Source organism: Anaerofustis stercorihominis, from assembly GCF_024623185.1.
In the GTDB taxonomy this organism is placed as follows: Bacteria; Bacillota; Clostridia; order Eubacteriales; family Anaerofustaceae; genus Anaerofustis.
Genome location: NZ_JANJZK010000004.1, coordinates 1 through 19310, shown reverse-complemented (window position 1 = coordinate 19310; position 19310 = coordinate 1). Strand labels below are relative to the sequence as shown.

At 33.4% G+C, this 19310-nt stretch carries 18 protein-coding genes; 12 read left to right on the top strand and 6 right to left on the bottom strand.

The features are described 5' to 3' along the window. The first annotated feature begins 141 nt into the window (after positions 1 to 141). The 9 genes from NSA01_RS03340 to NSA01_RS03300 all read left to right on the top strand — a co-directional run bounded on the left by NSA01_RS03340 (position 142) and on the right by NSA01_RS03300 (position 6793). Positions 142 to 666, top strand: coding sequence for a nitroreductase family protein (locus tag NSA01_RS03340; protein ID WP_257480098.1), 525 nt, complete (start codon positions 142 to 144; stop codon positions 664 to 666). A 297-nt stretch (positions 667 to 963) separates the two neighbouring features. After that, positions 964 to 1473 carry an ECF transporter S component gene (locus tag NSA01_RS03335; protein WP_257480097.1) on the top strand — a complete coding sequence of 170 codons (510 nt, stop codon included), beginning with the start codon at positions 964 to 966 and terminating at the stop codon, positions 1471 to 1473. A 265-nt stretch (positions 1474 to 1738) separates the two neighbouring features. Beyond that, positions 1739 to 2332 (top strand): ECF transporter S component, encoded by a 594-nt coding sequence (locus NSA01_RS03330; protein WP_257480096.1) that lies wholly within the window; start codon positions 1739 to 1741, stop codon positions 2330 to 2332. A 10-nt stretch (positions 2333 to 2342) separates the two neighbouring features. Then, the gene (locus tag NSA01_RS03325; protein WP_257480095.1) at positions 2343 to 3113 is read left to right on the top strand and encodes a type III pantothenate kinase; all 771 of its coding nucleotides are present in this window, start codon (positions 2343 to 2345) and stop codon (positions 3111 to 3113) included. After that, positions 3094 to 4083: a tRNA dihydrouridine synthase DusB gene (dusB, locus tag NSA01_RS03320; protein WP_257480094.1), complete on the top strand. Its 990-nt coding sequence runs from the start codon at positions 3094 to 3096 to the stop codon at positions 4081 to 4083. The genes NSA01_RS03325 and dusB overlap by 20 nt, the downstream gene beginning before the upstream one ends. A gap of 15 nt (positions 4084 to 4098) precedes the next feature. Beyond that, positions 4099 to 4974, top strand: a complete 876-nt coding sequence (locus tag NSA01_RS03315; RefSeq protein WP_257480093.1) for a YicC/YloC family endoribonuclease — start codon at positions 4099 to 4101, stop codon at positions 4972 to 4974. A gap of 3 nt (positions 4975 to 4977) precedes the next feature. Beyond that, positions 4978 to 5457: a GNAT family N-acetyltransferase gene (locus NSA01_RS03310; RefSeq protein ID WP_257480092.1), complete on the top strand. Its 480-nt coding sequence runs from the start codon at positions 4978 to 4980 to the stop codon at positions 5455 to 5457. A 16-nt stretch (positions 5458 to 5473) separates the two neighbouring features. Then, on the top strand, positions 5474 to 6022 hold the full coding sequence (gene gmk / locus NSA01_RS03305) for a guanylate kinase (protein ID WP_257480091.1): 549 nt from the start codon (positions 5474 to 5476) through the stop codon (positions 6020 to 6022). Between the two features lie 102 nt (positions 6023 to 6124). Next, positions 6125 to 6793, top strand: a complete 669-nt coding sequence (locus NSA01_RS03300) for an allulose-6-phosphate 3-epimerase (protein WP_257480090.1) — start codon at positions 6125 to 6127, stop codon at positions 6791 to 6793. A 42-nt stretch (positions 6794 to 6835) separates the two neighbouring features. On the opposite strand, the gene NSA01_RS03295 is transcribed toward NSA01_RS03300, so the two are convergent. From NSA01_RS03295 to NSA01_RS03270, 6 genes are all read right to left on the bottom strand, one after another. Beyond that, positions 6836 to 7783, bottom strand: a complete 948-nt coding sequence (locus NSA01_RS03295) for a calcium/sodium antiporter (RefSeq protein ID WP_257480089.1) — start codon at positions 7781 to 7783, stop codon at positions 6836 to 6838. A gap of 114 nt (positions 7784 to 7897) precedes the next feature. After that, a complete protein-coding gene (locus NSA01_RS03290; protein ID WP_257480088.1) occupies positions 7898 to 8467 on the bottom strand; it encodes an ANTAR domain-containing response regulator in 570 nt (189 codons plus the stop codon). Between the two features lie 33 nt (positions 8468 to 8500). Then, complete coding sequence (locus NSA01_RS03285) at positions 8501 to 9796, bottom strand: glutamine synthetase family protein (protein ID WP_257480087.1); 1296 nt, start codon at positions 9794 to 9796, stop codon at positions 8501 to 8503. Positions 9797 to 9808: 12 nt separating this feature from the next. Further along, positions 9809 to 10540, bottom strand: coding sequence for a glutamate synthase (locus NSA01_RS03280; RefSeq protein WP_373887177.1), 732 nt, complete (start codon positions 10538 to 10540; stop codon positions 9809 to 9811). Positions 10541 to 10918: 378 nt separating this feature from the next. After that, positions 10919 to 12424 carry a glutamate synthase-related protein gene (locus NSA01_RS03275; protein WP_257480085.1) on the bottom strand — a complete coding sequence of 502 codons (1506 nt, stop codon included), beginning with the start codon at positions 12422 to 12424 and terminating at the stop codon, positions 10919 to 10921. A 1-nt stretch (position 12425) separates the two neighbouring features. After that, complete coding sequence (locus NSA01_RS03270) at positions 12426 to 13532, bottom strand: class II glutamine amidotransferase (RefSeq protein WP_257480084.1); 1107 nt, start codon at positions 13530 to 13532, stop codon at positions 12426 to 12428. Positions 13533 to 13987: 455 nt separating this feature from the next. Between NSA01_RS03270 and NSA01_RS03265 the strand changes: the two genes are divergently transcribed. The 3 genes from NSA01_RS03265 to NSA01_RS03255 all read left to right on the top strand — a co-directional run bounded on the left by NSA01_RS03265 (position 13988) and on the right by NSA01_RS03255 (position 19164). Continuing rightward, complete coding sequence (locus tag NSA01_RS03265) at positions 13988 to 16072, top strand: glutamine synthetase III family protein (protein ID WP_257480083.1); 2085 nt, start codon at positions 13988 to 13990, stop codon at positions 16070 to 16072. A 113-nt stretch (positions 16073 to 16185) separates the two neighbouring features. Then, the gene (locus tag NSA01_RS03260) at positions 16186 to 17910 is read left to right on the top strand and encodes an ammonium transporter (RefSeq protein WP_257480082.1); all 1725 of its coding nucleotides are present in this window, start codon (positions 16186 to 16188) and stop codon (positions 17908 to 17910) included. Positions 17911 to 18117: 207 nt separating this feature from the next. After that, positions 18118 to 19164, top strand: coding sequence for an alcohol dehydrogenase catalytic domain-containing protein (locus NSA01_RS03255; protein WP_257480081.1), 1047 nt, complete (start codon positions 18118 to 18120; stop codon positions 19162 to 19164). Positions 19165 to 19310: the final 146 nt, after the last annotated feature.

The window sequence follows — 19310 nt, the reverse complement described above, 5'->3', positions numbered from 1 at the left end:
CTATTTAGTATTTTAACATTATTTCGTTGTAAACACATATTAATGAGATCTGTGAACAAAATAATTTTTTATTACATAAGTTTCACTTAAATTTAATATTAGAGGATTATAATATAAATAAATACAATAGGGGGTATGGAAATGAGTAATGCAGTTATAGATAATATTTTATCGAGAAGAAGTGTTAGAAGTTATTTAGATAAAGAAGTAAGTGAAGATGATTTAAAGTTAATATTAAAAGCTGGTGAATATGCACCGTCGGGTATGGGAAAACAGTCACCTGTGATAGTGGCTGTTCAAAGCAAGGAAACCATAGACAAGCTTGTTAAAATGAATGCAGAAATCATGGGTACGGATTCAAATCCATACTATGGTGCTCCAACTATTATCATAGTCCTTGCAGATAAAAATGTAAGTACTTATCTGCAAGACGGGAGTTTGGCTCTTGGCACAATGATGCTTGCCGCTAATTCTCTTGGAATATCTACTTGCTGGATCAACAGGGAATATGAAATGTTCAATACAAAAGAGGGAAGAGACCTTTTAAATAAATGGGGACTGAGTGATGATCTTGTCGGAGTGGGGGCTTTAGCTTTGGGATATGCAAAAGGTAAAATTAAAGAAGCTAAACCAAGAAAAGAAAATTATAGTATTATAGTTAAATAAAATAAAAAGAGCATATTATTATGCTCTTTTTATAAAATTATATATAATCTTTATAAAATATATATTATTTATATTTAATATTTATTATCTCAGACAATCCATTAAAAATTCTGTATTTTATTTGCTTTACTTTTAAATTCGATTTAAAAAGACAGTTCTTTTATGTAATAATTGTTAAAGGAAAAGTGTGAAGTGTTTTATTGACAATAAAAAAGTTAGTGTTATAATGATTTTGTTATTACGTCTTGCATCCTTTGGTGAAAACTAAAAAATATAGGAGCGAGAACGGAGGTACAAATGAATAATAAACTTTTTAAAGACACAAACACTTTTACTTTTCTAAGTATTATGTTTGCTCTTACTATCCTTTTTACATATACCGTGGGAATGATACCTACAGGTATGGCTTCTATTGCGGTTCTTGCATTTTTCCCGACAGTACTTACTTCATTGATTTACGGACCTAAGGCAGGTGCCTTTATGGGTGCATTGGCAGGTATGGTTGCAATGTCTAAAAATATAACAATGCCGTCAGGTATCTTATCTCCGTTTTTTATAAATCCTCTTGTTTCGGTTCTTCCGAGAATTTTTATAGGCATAGTTCCTTTTTACGTTTATAAATTCGTTAAGAAAGTATCTAAAAATATTGGTATTGCTTCATTATGCGCAGGTGTTATGGGTGCGGTTACCAATACAACATTGGCAATGGGTATGTTATATATAGTCTATGCTAAGGATATTGTAATGGCTGCCGTAAATCTTTTAAGGTCATACTTCTTGGAATACTTACTTCATCAGCGATTATAGAAGCGATTATAATGGGAGTTGCCGCTTTTGCTATTATGCAGATTTATGTGAAAAAGAAAAGTAAAATTGCCGCAGAGGTATAATTATAAACATTTATTAAAAGGAATATTTAATATTCCTTTTTTATTTTATAAAATTACTTTGATGTCAATAAAAGGTTTTCTTATTGACAATAAAATCGGTAATGATATAATGTTCTTAACTAAAAAAAATCGTCTTGCATCCTTTGTATATAGTAAATGAGGAGTGAGAACGGAGGTTAATTATGAAAAATAGATTATTTAAAGACACAAAAGAGTTTACTTTTTTAAGTATCATGTTCGGGATTACAATTTTCTTCACTTACACTGCGGGGATGATACCTGCGGGAATGGCGTCTGTTGCTATTCTTTGTTTTATTCCTACGGTAATTACATCTTTGATTTACGGTCCGGTTAAAGGTGCTTTTATGGGAGCACTTGCGGGACTTGTTTCTTTATCAAAAGCAATTTTAATGCCTGCGGGTATATTGGATCCTTACTTTATAAATCCGTTGGTATCTGTATTACCAAGGATTTTTATCGGAGTAGTTCCATATTACGTTTATAAACTAAGTAAAAAAATCATAAAAGCAAAAAGTATTGCTTCATTTTTATCGGGTGCACTTGGTGCAATCACCAACACGGCGCTTGTAATGCCGATGTTATATTTTCTTTACGGAACGGAAATTGCAAAGGCAGTCGGAAGTTCGTTCAAAATTTTACTTATTGGTATAATAACTTCTTCGATGTTGATTGAAGCAGCGGTAATGGGAATATTTACCCTTGCAGTCATGGCTGTTTATATAAAGAAAAATCCTAATATTAAAGCGGAACAATAGGAGAGAAAAAATGATTTTAGTGATCGATGTCGGTAATACTACAACGCAGCTTGGTATATTTAAAGATGATAAGTTAATGCATGAGTTCAGATATATTACAAAGCAGGATAGGACCAGTGATGAAATAGGAACACTGATAATAACTTTTTTTGCTCATTTTAATATTGATATCAAAGATTTTAAAGGTGCAATAATTTCAAGTGTAGTTCCTGATGTCAACTATCACCTTGTAAATGCAATAAAGAAATACATAGGTGTAGAGCCATTGATGGTGGGCAGTGGGATAAAGACGGGTATAAACGTAAGGACTGATAATCCAAAAGAAGTCGGGGCAGATAGGATCGTAGATGCGGCTGCTGCTTATAATTTGTATAAATGTCCGGTAATAGTAGTAAACTTCGGAACAGCAACGAGATATGATTATGTAAATAGAGAAGGTGTTTTTTCCTATGCGGTGACTTCGCCGGGAATTCAAATTTCGGCGGACGCACTTTGGAAAGGTGCCGCAAAACTTCCTAAAATAGAGATAGAAAAACCTAAAAGCATACTTGCCAGCAATACCATAACGAGTATGCAGGCGGGACTTGTTTATGGATATATCGGTCAAGTCGAATATGTAATAAAGAAAATGAAAGAAGAATTAAACACAGAAGGCATAAAAGTTGTAGCTTGCGGCGGATATGGGAAAATAATATATCCGGAAACAAATGTAATAGATGTATTTGACCCATTATTAACATTAAAAGGACTGAAAATCATATATGACAAAAATAAAAAATAATTATTTTGAAGATTTATTAAAGGTAAATAAAGCAATCTTGGCACCTATGGCAGGGGTAACGACCCTGCCATATAGATTATTTATGAAAGAAATGGGCTGTAAGATTTTTATAAGTGAAATGGTAAGTGCCAAAGGTTTGTATTATAAAAGCAGAAATACTTTTCCTTTAATGGAAACTAATGAACTTGAACATAGTGATGCAGTAACCGGTATCCAGATATTTGGGAGTGAACCTGAAATAATGGAAGAAGTTACCAAGCGATATATAAATGATACCGCTTTTGATTTTATTGACATCAATATGGGATGTCCGATGAAAAAGATAGTTAATAACGGAGACGGTTCTGCTCTTTTAAAGGATTTGGATAAGGCAAATAAAGTAGTAAAAGAAGTAAAGTCGGCTTCAATTAAACCTGTCAGTGTTAAAGTCAGGCTTGGTTTTAACGAAAATATTATCGAGGATATTATAAAAGCTATTGAAGACGGCGGTGCGGATATGATAACCGTTCATGGGAGAACCAGAGAACAGGTATTTACCGGAGAAGTAAACTATGACGGAATAAAAAAAGCTAAAGAGACAGCAAGCGTTCCACTTATTACAAACGGTGATTTGGATAATTATCTTAAGGCAAAAGAAAAAATGGATTATACCGGTTCTGACGGTGTCATGATAGGCAGGGGTGCGAATTATGATCCCTTTATTTTTTCTCAGTTCAATGAGTGTATTGGGGGGAAAAAAATAAGTGAGTATTCTATTCATGATAAAATAGATGCTGCAAGAAAACATTTTGAAATACATTTAAAATATTCAAACGATAAAAAGAAAGTGATTGAATTCAGGAAATACTTATATTGGTATATTAAAGGTATAAAGAACAGTGCTAAAATTAGGAACAGTATCAACAATGTTAACGAAATAGATGAAGTGTATGATATATTTAATAGAATAGATGATATATTAGAGTCATAGAAAAGGGGAAATATTATGAAAAGCATGACAGGTTTCGGAAGAGGAGAATACAGAAGCGAAACTTTGGTAATAGATGTTGAAATCAAAACTATAAATCACAGGTACAGAGATTTTAATATAAGATTACCCAGGAAATATTCTGCTTTTGAAGAGAGAGTAAGAAATCTTATAAGTAAGAAAGTAAACAGAGGAAGAATCGATGTCTTTATTAAGGCCGAAAAATTTGGCAGTGAAGATGTTTCTTTGGTTTATGATGAAAACCTTGCTAAAGAATATTATGATATATTAAATAAAATCGGATGTGAATTTACCGATATTAAAAATGATATTGCAATAACTACTATAGCAAGATATCCTGAGGTTATAAAAACAGAAGAAGCTGAAATTGATTTGGAAGAACAGTGGAAGTATTTTGAAGAAGCAATAAATGAAGCTGTAGAAACTTTGGTTGAAAGCAGGAGACTTGAAGGCGAGGCACTTAAGAAGGATTTCATAAAAAGGATCGATATCGTTAGTGCCGAGACTGAAAAAATTTCTAAATTGGCTCATGACATTCCGGTAAACTATGCCAAGGAATTAAATGATAATATAGAAAAATATAAAGTCGGAATAATCGATTCTGATAGATTAGCTACTGAAATTGCCTTATATGCAGAAAAAGTCAATATAACAGAAGAATTGGTAAGATTAGATAATCATCTTAAATCATTCTTAACCATAATAGAAAAGAAAGAACCTATAGGAAGAAAACTTGATTTTTTACTTCAGGAAATAAACCGGGAAGCGAACACAATAGCTTCAAAATCCAACAGTTTTGAAATCAGTTCTTCAGTAGTCGAAATAAAAAGCGAACTTGAAAAGATAAGAGAACAAATCCAAAATATAGAATAAAAAATGAAGTATAATATAAAATTAATAGATAATCCGGATATACATATATTAGAGGAATTCTTATATAATGCGATTTATATACCTGAAGACAGTAAGCCCATAGATAAAAGTATAATCTATAATAAAGAAATTTATAACTATATCGAAGGACTTGGAAAAGCAGATGATATTATTTTAGGATGTGAATACAATAATAAAATTGTTGCTTTATCCTGGAACAGGATACTAAGCGGTGATATAAAGGGTTACGGTAATATCGATAATAATACTCCCGAAATCGCTGTTTCTGTTTTAAAAGGATACAGAAATAAAGGTATAGGGACAGCTTTACTTAAAGAACATCTTAAAGTACTTAAAAAGAATTATAATAGAGTTTCTTTGAGTGTCAATAAAGAAAATTATGCTGTTGATTTGTATAAAAAGCTGGGATTTGATATAATAAAAGAAAATGATGAAGATTATATAATGGTATTAAATTTTTAAATAATAGGAGATATTCATGAGGGGAAAATTATTTGTTATTTCGGGACCTTCGGGAAGCGGAAAAAGTACTATATGTAAAGAACTTGAAAAAGAAGAAAATATAAAAATATCGATTTCCGCAACGACCAGACCTATGAGAAAAGGTGAAGAAGAAGGCGTTAATTATTATTTTTTAAGTAATGAAGAATTTCAGAAAAAAATAAAAAAGAAAGCTTTTTACGAATTTGCCAGCGTATTCAATCATTACTATGGTACGCTTAAAGAAAAAGTTGATGAAATGCTTGACGGCGGATATAATGTAATTCTTGAAATAGATGTTCAGGGTGCTATGCAAATAAAAAAACAAAATGATAAGGCTGTACTTATATTTATAATGCCCCCAAGTGAGAAAGAACTTATCGAAAGACTTACAAACAGAAAAACGGAAAGCGATGAACAGTTAAAACTTAGAATTGCGACGGCTAAAGAAGAGATATTATTTAAAAATAAGTATGATTACATAGTGGTAAATGATGATATAAATAGAGCCGCAAATGAAATAAAAGATATTATAAACAATAATTAAACTGATTTATTTTATAAATCAGTTTTCTTTTTATATAAATATATTTGTGTTTTATAATTTTTTTATGATATATTATAAATGAATATATTTAGGGAGGTAAAAATGAAATATAAAATAAGTCCATCTCTTATGTGTATGGATCTGCTTAATATAGAAAGTCAAATAAAAACTCTTAATCCATATGTATATTCTTATCATGTCGATATAATCGACGGAGTATATTTTAAAAATTTTTCTTTCACACCTCCTTTTATGAAGGCTGTAAGAAAAGTAACTTCCGCAAAATTAGATGCGCATGTAATGCTCGTGGATCCTTTTTACTATTTGGAAGAAATGGTTGACTGCGGTGCGGACTGTGTAAGCATTCATTCTGAAAAACTTATTAACGAAGCATTTAGAACCAGTAAGTTTTTACATGAAAGAAACAAAGAGTTCGGTGTGGTACTGTGTCCTGAAATAGGCGAAGAAACTTTGATGCCTTATATTTGTGAAATTGATAAGATTACTGTAATGACGGAAGAACCGGGGTTTGCGGGTGGTGATTTTATACCGGGAACTTTAGATAAAATAAAAAAGTTAGTTAAAATCAGAAAAGAAAGAGATTTGAATTTTTTAATAGAAGTTGACGGTGTTGTAAATAAAGAACATTTCAGAGAATATAAAGAAGCAGGGGTAGATGTTTATATCGTCGGAAATAGGGGCTTATTTAGTCTTCATGAAGATTTGGATACTGCGGTAAAAATGACTTTAAAACAAATTGAAGAAGCATAAATAAAAAAGACTTCATAATTGAAGCCTTTTTTTATTGAAATTTTATCTGTTTATAATGTAAATCATGTATATCAAATACATAAAAATCATTACAAAGCCTTCTTTTTTACTTATTTTATCTTTAGATATGCAGAAGAAGTAAGTGATTATACTCACTATACAAAGCATAATTAAATCAAAAACAGATTCCATTGATACTGCTATCGGATGAATGAAGGATGCCATACCTAAAATCAATAAGATATTGAAAATATTTGAGCCAATTATATTTCCCAGTGCCATATCACTGTCTCCTTTTCTTGCGGCAACGATACTTGTAACGAGTTCGGGAAGGCTTGTCCCAAGTGCTATTATAGTTAGTCCTATCAAATTTGCGCTTAAACCTAAACTGGATGCTATTGAAGACGCTGAGTCAACGACTACATCTCCTCCGTAGATCACACCTACAAGACCCAGTAGTATATATAATACACTTTTTATAGGAGAAAGAACTATAAAATCTTCATCTAACTCTTCTCTGTTTTTAATGGCAGAAACAACCATATATATAAGAAATAGTATAAATAATACTAAAAGGATAAGACCTTCAAATCTTCCAAGCGTAATATTATTATTTCCAAATATAAAATCGGAAATGAAAAACAGTAACAGTATACTTATTATGATTGAAAATGGATATTCCCTTTTAATAATGCTTTTTTTGACTATTATCGGGGTTATTACAGCGCATACTCCGCCTACGACTAAAAGATTAAATATGTTTGAACCAATGACATTTGCTATAGCAATCGCATTTTGCCCTTTGAGTGCTGCGGAAATACTGACAGCTGCCTCCGGTGCACTTGTTCCCATTGCAACTATTGTTAGCCCTATAATAATCGTAGGAACTTTTAAAAGTTTTGCCACCGAGCTGGAGCCTTCCACAAATAAGTCCGCACCTTTTATAAGAAGTATAAATCCTATTATAAGAAATATTATATCTCTGATCATTTTATCTCCTTTTTGCATTAAAAAAACTTATGTTACATACATAAGTTTTCCTAATCCACTTATGTTAATTCAACTACGAATTAAAAAATATTTTATAATATAAGAATACATATGTCAAGAAATATTATACTTATCAAGTATTTCCTTTGCTATATCATATCTATTTAATCTGCGGTTCATAGCTTCTTTTTCTATGTACTTATGTGCTTCATTTTCATTTAAATGCTCATTTTCTATTAGTATGAGTTTAGCTCTATCCACGATTTTAATTTCTTCTATTTTATTTTTAAGCTGCTCATTTTCCTTTTTTAAAGAAATAAGTCTGTTTTTCACTGACATTTGCAGTCTAAGTGATTGATAAAAAAGAGATTTTATAACAGGTTTAGATATGATTAGTACTCCGAAGCTTTCTACATCTGCTCTAATTTCCTCTGCAATATCGCTTTTAACCAGCAATAACGTTCCTATATTTAACCTTGATAGGTCTATACTAAGTTCGGTACCGAATTCTTCTCTCAGCGGAGTGTTGATTATGGCAATTGACAATTCATTATTTGCGGCATATCTTCTTGCTTTTGCCGCGGAAGTCGTGGTAACTATTTGGATATTATTATATTCTTTTAATAATTCGCATAGTGTATCTTTTGATTTTTCATTTGCGGATACTATCAATACTTTTTCCAAATAATCACCCCCTTGTAATAAAATTTCTATATTTTAATCCATTAAAAAGTATTTAAGCTCTTGAATATCTTCGTCAATTTTTAAATCTTTTTTTCTTTTCTCAATAAAGTTATAAACTAAATTTTTTCCTAAGCATTTCTCAGCAAATGCACTTTTTTCAAATATCTTTAAAGCACTCTTAAAGTTTTGCGGAAGCATATTTACTCCGGTCGGTATATCTTCTTCCATTATAGATTTAATATTTGCTTTATCATCTATTTTTTCTTTGTTTTCTATACCTTTTAAACCTGCAAGTAAAATCAAGGCAAAAGCAAGGTATGGATTGGTTGTTGGGTCTACAGACCTTAATTTAAATTTTGCTTTATCTTTATTGAATGTAGTAACTTTTATCAAAGTATTTGGATTTTTTTCTGACCAAGTAATATATTTAGGTGCATGAAATTCTCCGAATCTTTTATATGAATTCCTAGTTGGGTTTAATATAGCGGTAATTTCGTTTATCCTATTCATTATTCCTGCTATAAAAGATTTAGCTTCACTTGATTTATCAAGACCTTCAGATAATATATTTTTACCTTCTTTAAATAATAGAAGACTCACATGAAGTCCGCTGCCATATAGTTCCTTTAGAGGTTTTGGCATAAATGTCGCATAACCTCCGTTTTTATTTGCGATTGATTTTACAATCCATTTAAATGTAATAAAATCATCTGCTGCCGTCAGCGGATCTCCGTATCTGAATTTAATTCTATGTTGTCCCGGACCTCTCTCATGATAAGAGCTTATTGGAGTAATACCCATTTGTTCCAGTGTGAGACAAATCTCTCTACGTATATTTTCACCTTTGTCTAAAGGAGAAACATCAAAATATCCGCCTTCGTCATAAGGTATCATAGTGGGATGTCCTTCTTCATCGGTTTCGAAGATATAAAATTCGCATTCCGCTCCTATTTTAGCCAGATATCCCATATCTTTTGCTTTATTGATTGCTTTTTTTAGAATATACCTTGAGTCATTATCAAATAATTCTTTTGTTGGATATTTGACGTCACAAAAAAATCTTGCAACTCTTCCTTCCGAAGGTCTCCATGGTAATATGGATAGTGTAGACGGATCGGGGTAAAGCAGAAGATGACTGCTTTTGTCATTTAAAAATCCGTCAATCGAAAATCCATCAAAAGAAATTCCATTTTCAAAGGCATTTTCAAGTTCGTCTGACATTATAGCTATATTTTTTTGTACACCAAAGATGTCACAGAATGCTAGTCGAATAAATTTTATATCATTTTCTCTGACAAAATTGATTACTTCCCTTGTTATACTGTTCATATACTACTCCTCCTAATGATTAGTGTATAATTGTTTGTAAGGACTTTTTGTATTAGGTATTATTACATAATACTTACTATTAACTATTTTATCATAATCTTTGTTAAAGTAAGAACTGAATTTTTTTATATATTCTTTGATTTCATCTATATCTTCAGCGTCCGCTTCTTTAATAATCAATTTATCAGTTTCTATTTTGGGCGGATATTTCGTTCTTAAAAATATTTTTCCTCCGTGCATTCCCGTTGCACAAAAATGTCCCAATGGGATTTCTTTGTTTTCATATCCTAATCCAAGAACTATGATATTTCCTCCAGCTTGATATTCTCCGAGGAATGAACCGGTTTTTCCTCCGATTACTATAGTGGGTTTTTTATCCTTATAAGCTTTCATATGAATTCCTGCTCTGTACCCGACGTCACCTTTAATATATATAGTTCCGCCTCTCATTGCATATCCCGTAGCATCTCCGCTTGAGCCGTGGATTATGATTTCTCCGTCGTTCATTGTATCTCCGGTAGCGTCCTGTGCATTTTCGTTTATGGTGATTTTAGCGCCGTCAAGATATGCTCCCACAGCATTACCGGGAACTCCGTTTATTATAAGATTTGTTTTAGATAGGGCAGAACCGATAAATCTTTGTCCCATTACTTCCTTTACGGTAATATCCCTTTCTTTTATGGCACATGCTTTTATTTCCAAATTTATTTCTCTATGTTCAAGTCCTTTTGCATTTATTTCCATCATAATTTTTTCCCTCCCAGAGTAGATTTTCTGTATTCTTTTAAAATGTCATAAGTCCGGGATTATCTTTTATTAAACCAAAATCCTTTAATTTTATTTTTTATCTGATTAAATATGTATATATTCCCGATTTGTTTATATCTCCAGTAATAATATATTTTTCTCTATCATAATTTTACTTTATTATCATATGTAGACCCCAATACAAAAAAATTTATTGGTGCTATGTTATTATTTGATTTTTTCTTATCCGATATTTTGCACATCTTTTGTCTTTAAGGACGTACTTTATTAGACTTTATTACTATTTATAATAGAATAGTTATATTCACATATAAGGTATTCAATGCACAATTTTTTATTATATATACTTTTCTTTTATTCTCCCGCATGTTTAATTCCAAGTATTTCAAGTTCTTTTTCATTAAGTCCTACGCCTCTCAGCATTAATCTGTTTCCTTTTAATGCTTCGATTGAGTTAATACCCATTCCGCCCATCATCTCTTTTATTTCATGTTCCCAGGCGGTAACCAAATTAACTACTCTTTTATATCCTATATCCGGATTTAATCTTTTTACTAAATCGGGGCGTTGAGTGGCGATACCCCAGTTGCATTTACCACTGTGGCAGTTTCTGCATAAATGACATCCAAGAGCCATTAAGGCTGATGTTGCAATGTATACACAGTCGGCACCGAGTGCTATTGATTTTACGACATCTGCACTGCTTCTTATACTTCCTCCCACTACAAGTGAAACATTGTTTCTTATACCTTCGTTTCTAAGTCTTGAATCTACGCTTGCAAGAGCGAGTTCAATAGGTATACCTACATTATCTCTTATCCTTGTAGGAGCAGCTCCTGTTCCTCCTCTGAAACCGTCTATTGCGATTATGTCCGCTCCGCTTCTTGCAACTCCGCTTGCTATTGCAGCCACATTATGTACGGCGGCGATTTTTACTAATACCGGCTTTTCATAATTTGTCGCTTCCTTAAGGGATAATACAAGCTGTCTTAAATCTTCTATGGAATATATATCATGATGAGGTGCGGGGCTTATAGCGTCGCTTCCCTCGGGTATCATTCTGGTTTTTGAAATATCCGGACCTATTTTTTCTCCCGGAAGATGTCCTCCGATACCCGGTTTAGCACCTTGTCCCATTTTTATTTCTATTGCTGCACCTATGTTTAAAAAGTCTTTATGAACACCAAATCTTCCCGAAGCTACTTGTACTATAGTATTCTTACCATATTTATAAAAATCTTCATGAAGTCCGCCTTCACCTGTGTTATACATTATTCCCAGCTCGCTTGCCGCTCTTGCTAAACTTTCATGAGCATTATAGCTTATTGAACCATATGACATGGCAGAAAACATTATTGGTACATTAAGTTTTATTTGAGGAGGAATATCGGGAATTATATTTCCGTTTTTATCTCTTTTTATTTTTACATTTTTCTTTCCAAGGCTTACTTTTGTTTCCATAGGTTCTCTTAAAGGGTCAATGGAAGGATTAGTAACCTGAGATGCGTTAATCAGCATTTTATCAAAATAAATAGGATAGCTTTTGGGGTTTCCCATTGAGGCAAGAAGAACTCCTCCGCTTTCGGCTTGTCTGTAAATATTTTCTATTTGTTCTCCCGTCCAGTTTGCATGTGGCTTAAAAGTATGATCGCTTTCAACTATTTTTAAAGCCTTTGTAGGGCACAGAGAAACACATCTGTGACAAGCAACACAGTTTGTTTCGTCGCTTAACATTAACTTGCTGTCTTCATCGTAAAAATGAACTTCGTTTGCGCATTGACGTTCGCAAACTCTGCACTGTATACATCTATCTTGATTTCTTACCACTTCAAACTGTGGATGTATAAAATTAATTCTCATTTTATTTAGCCCCCTCATTTAGTTTTACGATTACGGCTTCTCCGCCGGCAGGAGAATAAATATTATCAAAGTCTTTTTGTATAATTTTTATTGCACTTTCTTCACTCGCTATATATACATCTTCACCTTTTTCTCCAACTACCATCGAGCGAAGTTTAAGTCTGTCGTTAAGAGCCATGATACCGCCTTCAAATCCAAGCATAATAGAAAAAGGCCCTGTTATTAACATGCTTGAAAACATAGTTCTTAGATATGTTAATCTTTCTTTTTCTTTTTCTTCCATTCTTTCGATTGTGCTCCAAAACGGTGCAGCTATAATTTCCGCGGTTTCTTCAAGGTTCAATCCTTTTTTTCTTAATAAATAATCCATCATATATGTAATAACTTCCGTATCTGTAAGCAAATTACATTTATATCCGAACATTTCAATATATCTTCTGTTCGCGTCATATGAAGATATTTCTCCGTTATGTACTATAGAATAATCCAGCAGGCTGAAAGGATGAGCTCCTCCCCACCAACCCGGTGTATTTGTCGGATATCTTCCGTGTGCCGTCCATGAATATGCTTTGTAGTCATCCAGTTTATAAAATTCTCCGACATCCTCGGGATAACCTACGGCTTTAAAAGATCCCATGTTTTTTCCGCTTGAAAAAACATAACATCCCTTCATATTTGTATTTATATTCATTACACTTTGGACTACGAATTCTTTTTCATCCAATTGTGAAGATTTTAATTTTGATTCTTTTGGAAATAAAAAATATCTATAAATCAATGGTTCATTTTTTATTTTATCTATTTTCCTTGTAGGAATTATTCCGTAGTCAATAACATCAAAATGAGTGTCTAAGAATGCCTCGCATTCTTTTCTTGCTATATTGTCATCAAAGAATACATGAAAAGCATAATAATCTTTATATTCCGGATAAATCCCATATGCTGCAAAGCCTCCGCCTAAACCATTGCTTCTTTCATGCATGACTTCAATAGAAGTTATAATATCTCTTCCATCGGTCTTTCTTCCGTCTTTATGAAATATACCGCTTATTGCACATCCGGAGGGAATCCTTACATTCCCTTCTTTATATCTTTCATCAAATACCATTTTTACACCCCCATGAAAACATAAAAAAATCCAATAAACACAGAATATAATCTATGTTCATTGGACTTCTTTGTCCGGCTATTTAATTTTATAGTGGGAATAGTATACACCCGGAAGTAATAAAAATCAAGACTTAATACGTAAATAAATTGAATTTTCTAAATATTTAAAAAATTATAAAAAAATACTTGACAAATACGAACTTGCGTAGTATTATGCACTCATAACAGCAACGGCGCTGTAGGCAAAAAGCTTACGGCGTCTTTTTCTTTTTTAAAATTAGAATTGTATACAAAGTTTAATTTTTGAATTTTTATTTACAAAGAGAAAGGTTAAAAGGGTGGATAAGGATATAAAGATTTAAAATATGGTAGAAAGATTATGAAAAAAAATGTATAATTAATTCATATTGATTTAAAAGATTTAATTTATCTAAGAGAAAGGATGTATAAATTATGGATAGAGTTGCAAGTTTATTCGGATGTAAGGTTTTTAATGATGAAACCATGCAGGAAAAACTACCAAACGATACATATAAAATATTAAAGAAAACTATAGAAGAGGGTGAAGCCCTTGATATAACAATTGCAAATGCTGTTGCACATGCGATGAAAGAATGGGCATTGGAAAACGGATGTACGCATTATACACATTGGTTCCAGCCTATGACAAGTTTAACCGCCGAAAAGCATGATGCTTTTATAGAGCCTCATGGAGATAATGTAGTAATAAGACTTTCAGGGAAGGATTTACTTCAAGATGAACCGGACGCTTCTTCTTTTCCTTCAGGGGGACTTAGGGCTACCAATGAAGCCAGAGGGTATACAGTTTGGGATCCTACAAGTTATGCTTTTATTAAAGATAATACGCTGTGCATTCCTGCAATCTTCTGTTCTTATAACGGGGAAGTACTTGATAAAAAGGCACCTTTGCTTAAATCCATAGAAGCAATAAGCGATCAAGTTGTAAGACTCCTCAAGCTCTTAGGTAAAGAATGTTCCGGAGCAGATCCTTCTGTAGGTGCCGAACAGGAATATTTTATAATTTCCGAAGAAATGTATAAAAACAGACCTGACCTAATTTATACAGGAAGAACATTATTCGGTGCTCCTACTCCAAAAGGACAGGAAATGGATGACCATTATTTTGCTCCTATAAAAGGTCCTATCATGGAATATATGCAGGACTTGGATGAAACTTTATGGGAACTTGGCATAACTGCCAAAACAAGACATAATGAAGTTGCTCCTGCACAGCATGAATTGGCGCCGATTTATAATTCTACGAATATAGCATGTGACCAAAATCAAATAATGATGGAAATAATGAAAAAGGTTGCTAAAAGACATGGTTTAGTATGTTTGCTTCACGAAAAACCATTTGAAGGTATTAACGGAAGCGGTAAACATAATAACTGGTCTATTACGACAAAAGAAGGTGAAAATCTGCTATCACCGGGAAATGACCCTAAACAAAATATGCAGTTCTTATTAGTACTTGCGGCTGTCGTTAAAGCCGTTGACGAACATCAGGATTTGCTTAGGATTTCTGTTGCAAGTGCAGGTAATGACCATAGACTCGGTGCGAATGAAGCTCCTCCCGCAATCATATCCATTTTCTTGGGAGATGATTTAAAAGGAGTTGTAGATGCGATCATCTCAGATAATGATTATAAGAGTGAAGGAAAAACTAAATTTAACCTCGGTGCTACAGTCCTTCCCGATTTAACAAAGGATACTACGGACAGAAACAGAACATCACCTTTTGCATTTACAGGAAACAAATTTGAATTCAGAATGGTAGGTTCACAGGATTCGGTTGCATGTTCAAATATGATGCTTAATACTATTGTTGCCGATGCTTTCTGTGAGTTTGCTGATATCCTTGAAAAAGACAATTCTGATGAAGCTATTAAGAAGTTGATCAAAGATACTTTTACGAATCATCAAAGGATTATATTTAACGGTGACGGATATTCCGATGAATGGGTAGTTGAAGCAGAAAAAAGAGAATTACTTAATTTAAAAACTTGTGCGGAAGCGATCCCTTATTATAAGAGAGAAGAAAATATTTCATTATTTGAAAAACATAAAGTTCTTACAAAAGAAGAAGTTGAAAGCAGAACGGAAGTTCTTCTTGAAGATTATTCAAATGTAATTTCAATAGAAGCAAAAGCTTGCCTGGATATGGCAAAAGCTTCAATCTTGCCTTCATGTGTATCATACGTAAAAGAAGTTGCAGAGACTCTAGCGGTTAAGAAAGATGTTTGTCCTGCGGCTGACAGCACGGTTGAAGAAGATACGGTAATGAGAGTAAGCTCTCTTAACGCTTCATTATATAAAGCTATCGCTACTTTGGAAGAAGGACTAAAAAAGGCTGAAAATATCGAAGATGTACAAGAAAGAGCCATGTCATTCAGAAAAGATGTATTTGAAAATATGGAAGAAGTCAGAAAATATGCAGATGAACTGGAAACTATCGTAGACAGAGATTTTTGGCCATATCCTACATACGGAGAAATTTTATTTAGTGTAAAATAAGTAATCAAAATTAATTTAATAAATTCGACACGAAGGCGTGTAATTGTATAGATATTCTATATGATTACACGCTTTTTTATATAAATTAACAATACAATTTGGAGGTAATTAAAATGGAGACAACATTTAATGCTCTCGATACCATTTGGGTATTGCTTGGAGCTATACTGGTATTTTGGATGCAAGCGGGATTTGCCATGGTAGAATCAGGGTTTACCAGAGCTAAAAATGCAGGAAATATTATTATGAAAAACTTGATGGACTTTGTCCTCGGTACAATCATTTATTGGGTCATTGGTTTCGGGATAATGATGGGACCTGATATATTGGGCGTCATAGGTAAAGTAGATTTCTTTATCAGAGGTAATTATGACAGTGCCTTTCCCACAATGGCATTTGTGATTTTTCAAACAGTATTTTGTGCTACTGCAGCCACAATCGTTTCGGGTGCAATGGCTGAAAGAACAAAATTCATTTCTTATCTTATTTATTCTGCGGTTATAAGTGCTGTTATTTATCCTATTTCAGGACATTGGATTTGGGGTGGCGGCTGGTTAAGTCAGTTGGGATTTCATGATTTTGCAGGTTCTACCGCAGTACATATGGTCGGCGGAGTTGCAGCATTGGTAGGAGCTAAAATCCTTGGACCAAGGATTGGAAAGTATGATAAAGATGGAAAAAGTAAAGCTATTCCCGGACATAATATTGCAATCGGTGCTTTAGGCGTATTTATCCTTTGGATGGGTTGGTTTGGATTTAACGGTTGTTCAACTGTAGCAATGTCTACAGATGAAGCGATGCTATCCGCTTCAAGTGTATTCGTAACTACAAACATGGCAGCTGCTGCCGCTACATTAATGACGCTTATAGTTACATGGGTAAGATACGGAAAACCTGATGTTTCAATGACACTTAACGGTGCTTTGGCAGGATTGGTCGCTATTACAGCGGGCTGTGATATGGTTTCTCCCGTAGGTGCTTTCTTTATAGGTGCTGTTGCAGGTACTTTAGTAGTATTTGCAGTTGAATTTATCGACCATAAACTTAAGATAGACGATCCTGTCGGAGCTATTGCCGTTCATGGCTGCTGCGGTGCTACGGGTACATTACTTACAGGATTATTTGCATTGGACGGCGGACTTTTTTACGGCGGTGGAACTCATATGTTTTTAATTCAGTTGCTTGGGGTTGTTTCTGTTGCTGTTTATGTCTTAGTTACTATGTTTATTGTCTTTAAACTTATTCAAAAGACAGTGGGACTTAGAGCAAGTGAAGAAGAAGAAATTTTAGGACTTGATATAACCGAGCACGGATTGGTAAGTTCTTATGCGGATTTTGCTCCCGCAGGAGATTTCTATTATTCATTGGACGATGAAGGCAGTCTCGCTTCTGTTACAGAACCTGTTCCTCCGGCAAATATCGAAGATGTTTTATTGAAAGAAAAAGACAGTAAAATTAAAGTCACTAAAACCGATACCGGTATAAGTAAAATCACAATCGTAATAAATAAAGATAAATTTAATTCTCTTAAAGCGGCAATGCAAAAAGTTGGAGTTACGGGTATGACCGTAACAAATGTACTCGGATGCGGTGTCCAAAAGGGAAGAAAAAGCTATTATCGTGGAAGTGAAGTAGATGCGGTACTCCTTCCTAAATTGAAAGTAGAGATAGTAGTTGCAGCCGTACCTGTCAGAACCGTTATCGAAGCTGCCAAAAAAGCTTTATACACAGGGAATATCGGAGACGGAAAAATCTTTATTTACGGGCTTGATAATGTCGTTAAGATCAGGACAGGCGAAGAAGGTTTTGATGCACTGCAGGAACCTGAAGAAGAATAAAAGTTACTGTCTGGGTATTTACATTTTAAATATTTAATCGGTCAGACAGGTTTTACACCTCAAAAGCGTACTCACTTAGCCCTCAGAGTACGCTTTTTAATATAAAAACAAAAAAGTTTCCGACTAGTGAAAATATTTTCAGTATTGCCATTATATAATTATAATATTAAACTTAACTTAAGATAAATTAGATTTAAGGAGACGAAAATGAAAGCAATACTTTATAAAGGACCGGGAAATTTTGATTATGAAGAAGTAGAAACACCAGAGTGTCCTAAAAATGGTGTACTGATTAAAGTCATATCCGTAGGGCTTTGCGGTTCTGATATCAGAACATTTAATTCCGGACATCATAAGGTCAAACCTCCTTTTGTAATAGGTCATGAAATTGCGGGGATAGTTGAAGAAAGCGACAGTGAATATTATAAAAAAGGGCAGAAGGTAATGTTAAATCCAGGAATTACCTGCGGTAAATGCAAATTCTGTACTTCAGATAAAAATTTAGGTAACCAATGTAAAAATATAGTAGTACCGGGAATGGATTTTTATGGGGGATATGCACAGTATGTAGCACTTCCGGAAGTTGGTGCAAATCCAAAATTCTTACATATCTTACCGGATAATTTTAATTTGGATTTAGCTCCGCTGTCAGAAACTTTGGCGAGTGTTTATTCCACTCATGATTTTATCAATATAACAAAGGGCGATATCGTTCTCATAATCGGGGCAGGACCTTTAGGCAATTTACATAGTGCAATGGCGAAAATCAGGGGTGCTAAAAAAGTTATATTATCTGAAGTAAATCAGCCCAGACTTGATAAAGCCAAAAGATTTGATTTCATAGATTTATTCGTAAATCCTACAACCGAAAATTTAGAAGAAATAGTTATGCGAGAAACGGACGGGGACGGGGTAGATGTGGCTATTACTGCTTGTCCTGTAGGTGCTGTGCAAGAGGAAGCAACGCACTATGTAAGACCAAGAGGAAAAGTTTTATTGTTCGGAGGACTTCCTCATGATAACTGCCATGTAAATTTTGACAGTAATCTAATACATTATAAAGAACTGCAAATATGCGGTGGATATAGTTTTTCACCCGATTCATTTAAGCATGCTCTTGATTTAATAGTTGACGGTACTATACCTGCGGATAAATTTGTTACTCATACTCTTCCTTTATCCGAAATAAAAAGAGGGATAGAAATGACAAGGACCGGAGAGGCAATTAAGGTAATTCTAAAACCTTGGGAATAAAATAAATAATATTATAAAAAATGCACCTAATATTGGTGCATTTTTTATTTAAATACTATATAAATGACTAATCTCTTGACAAAAGGGAAATAATATAATAAAATATTATAGCATATTCATGGGGGAGTGCCCGAGTGGCTAAAGGG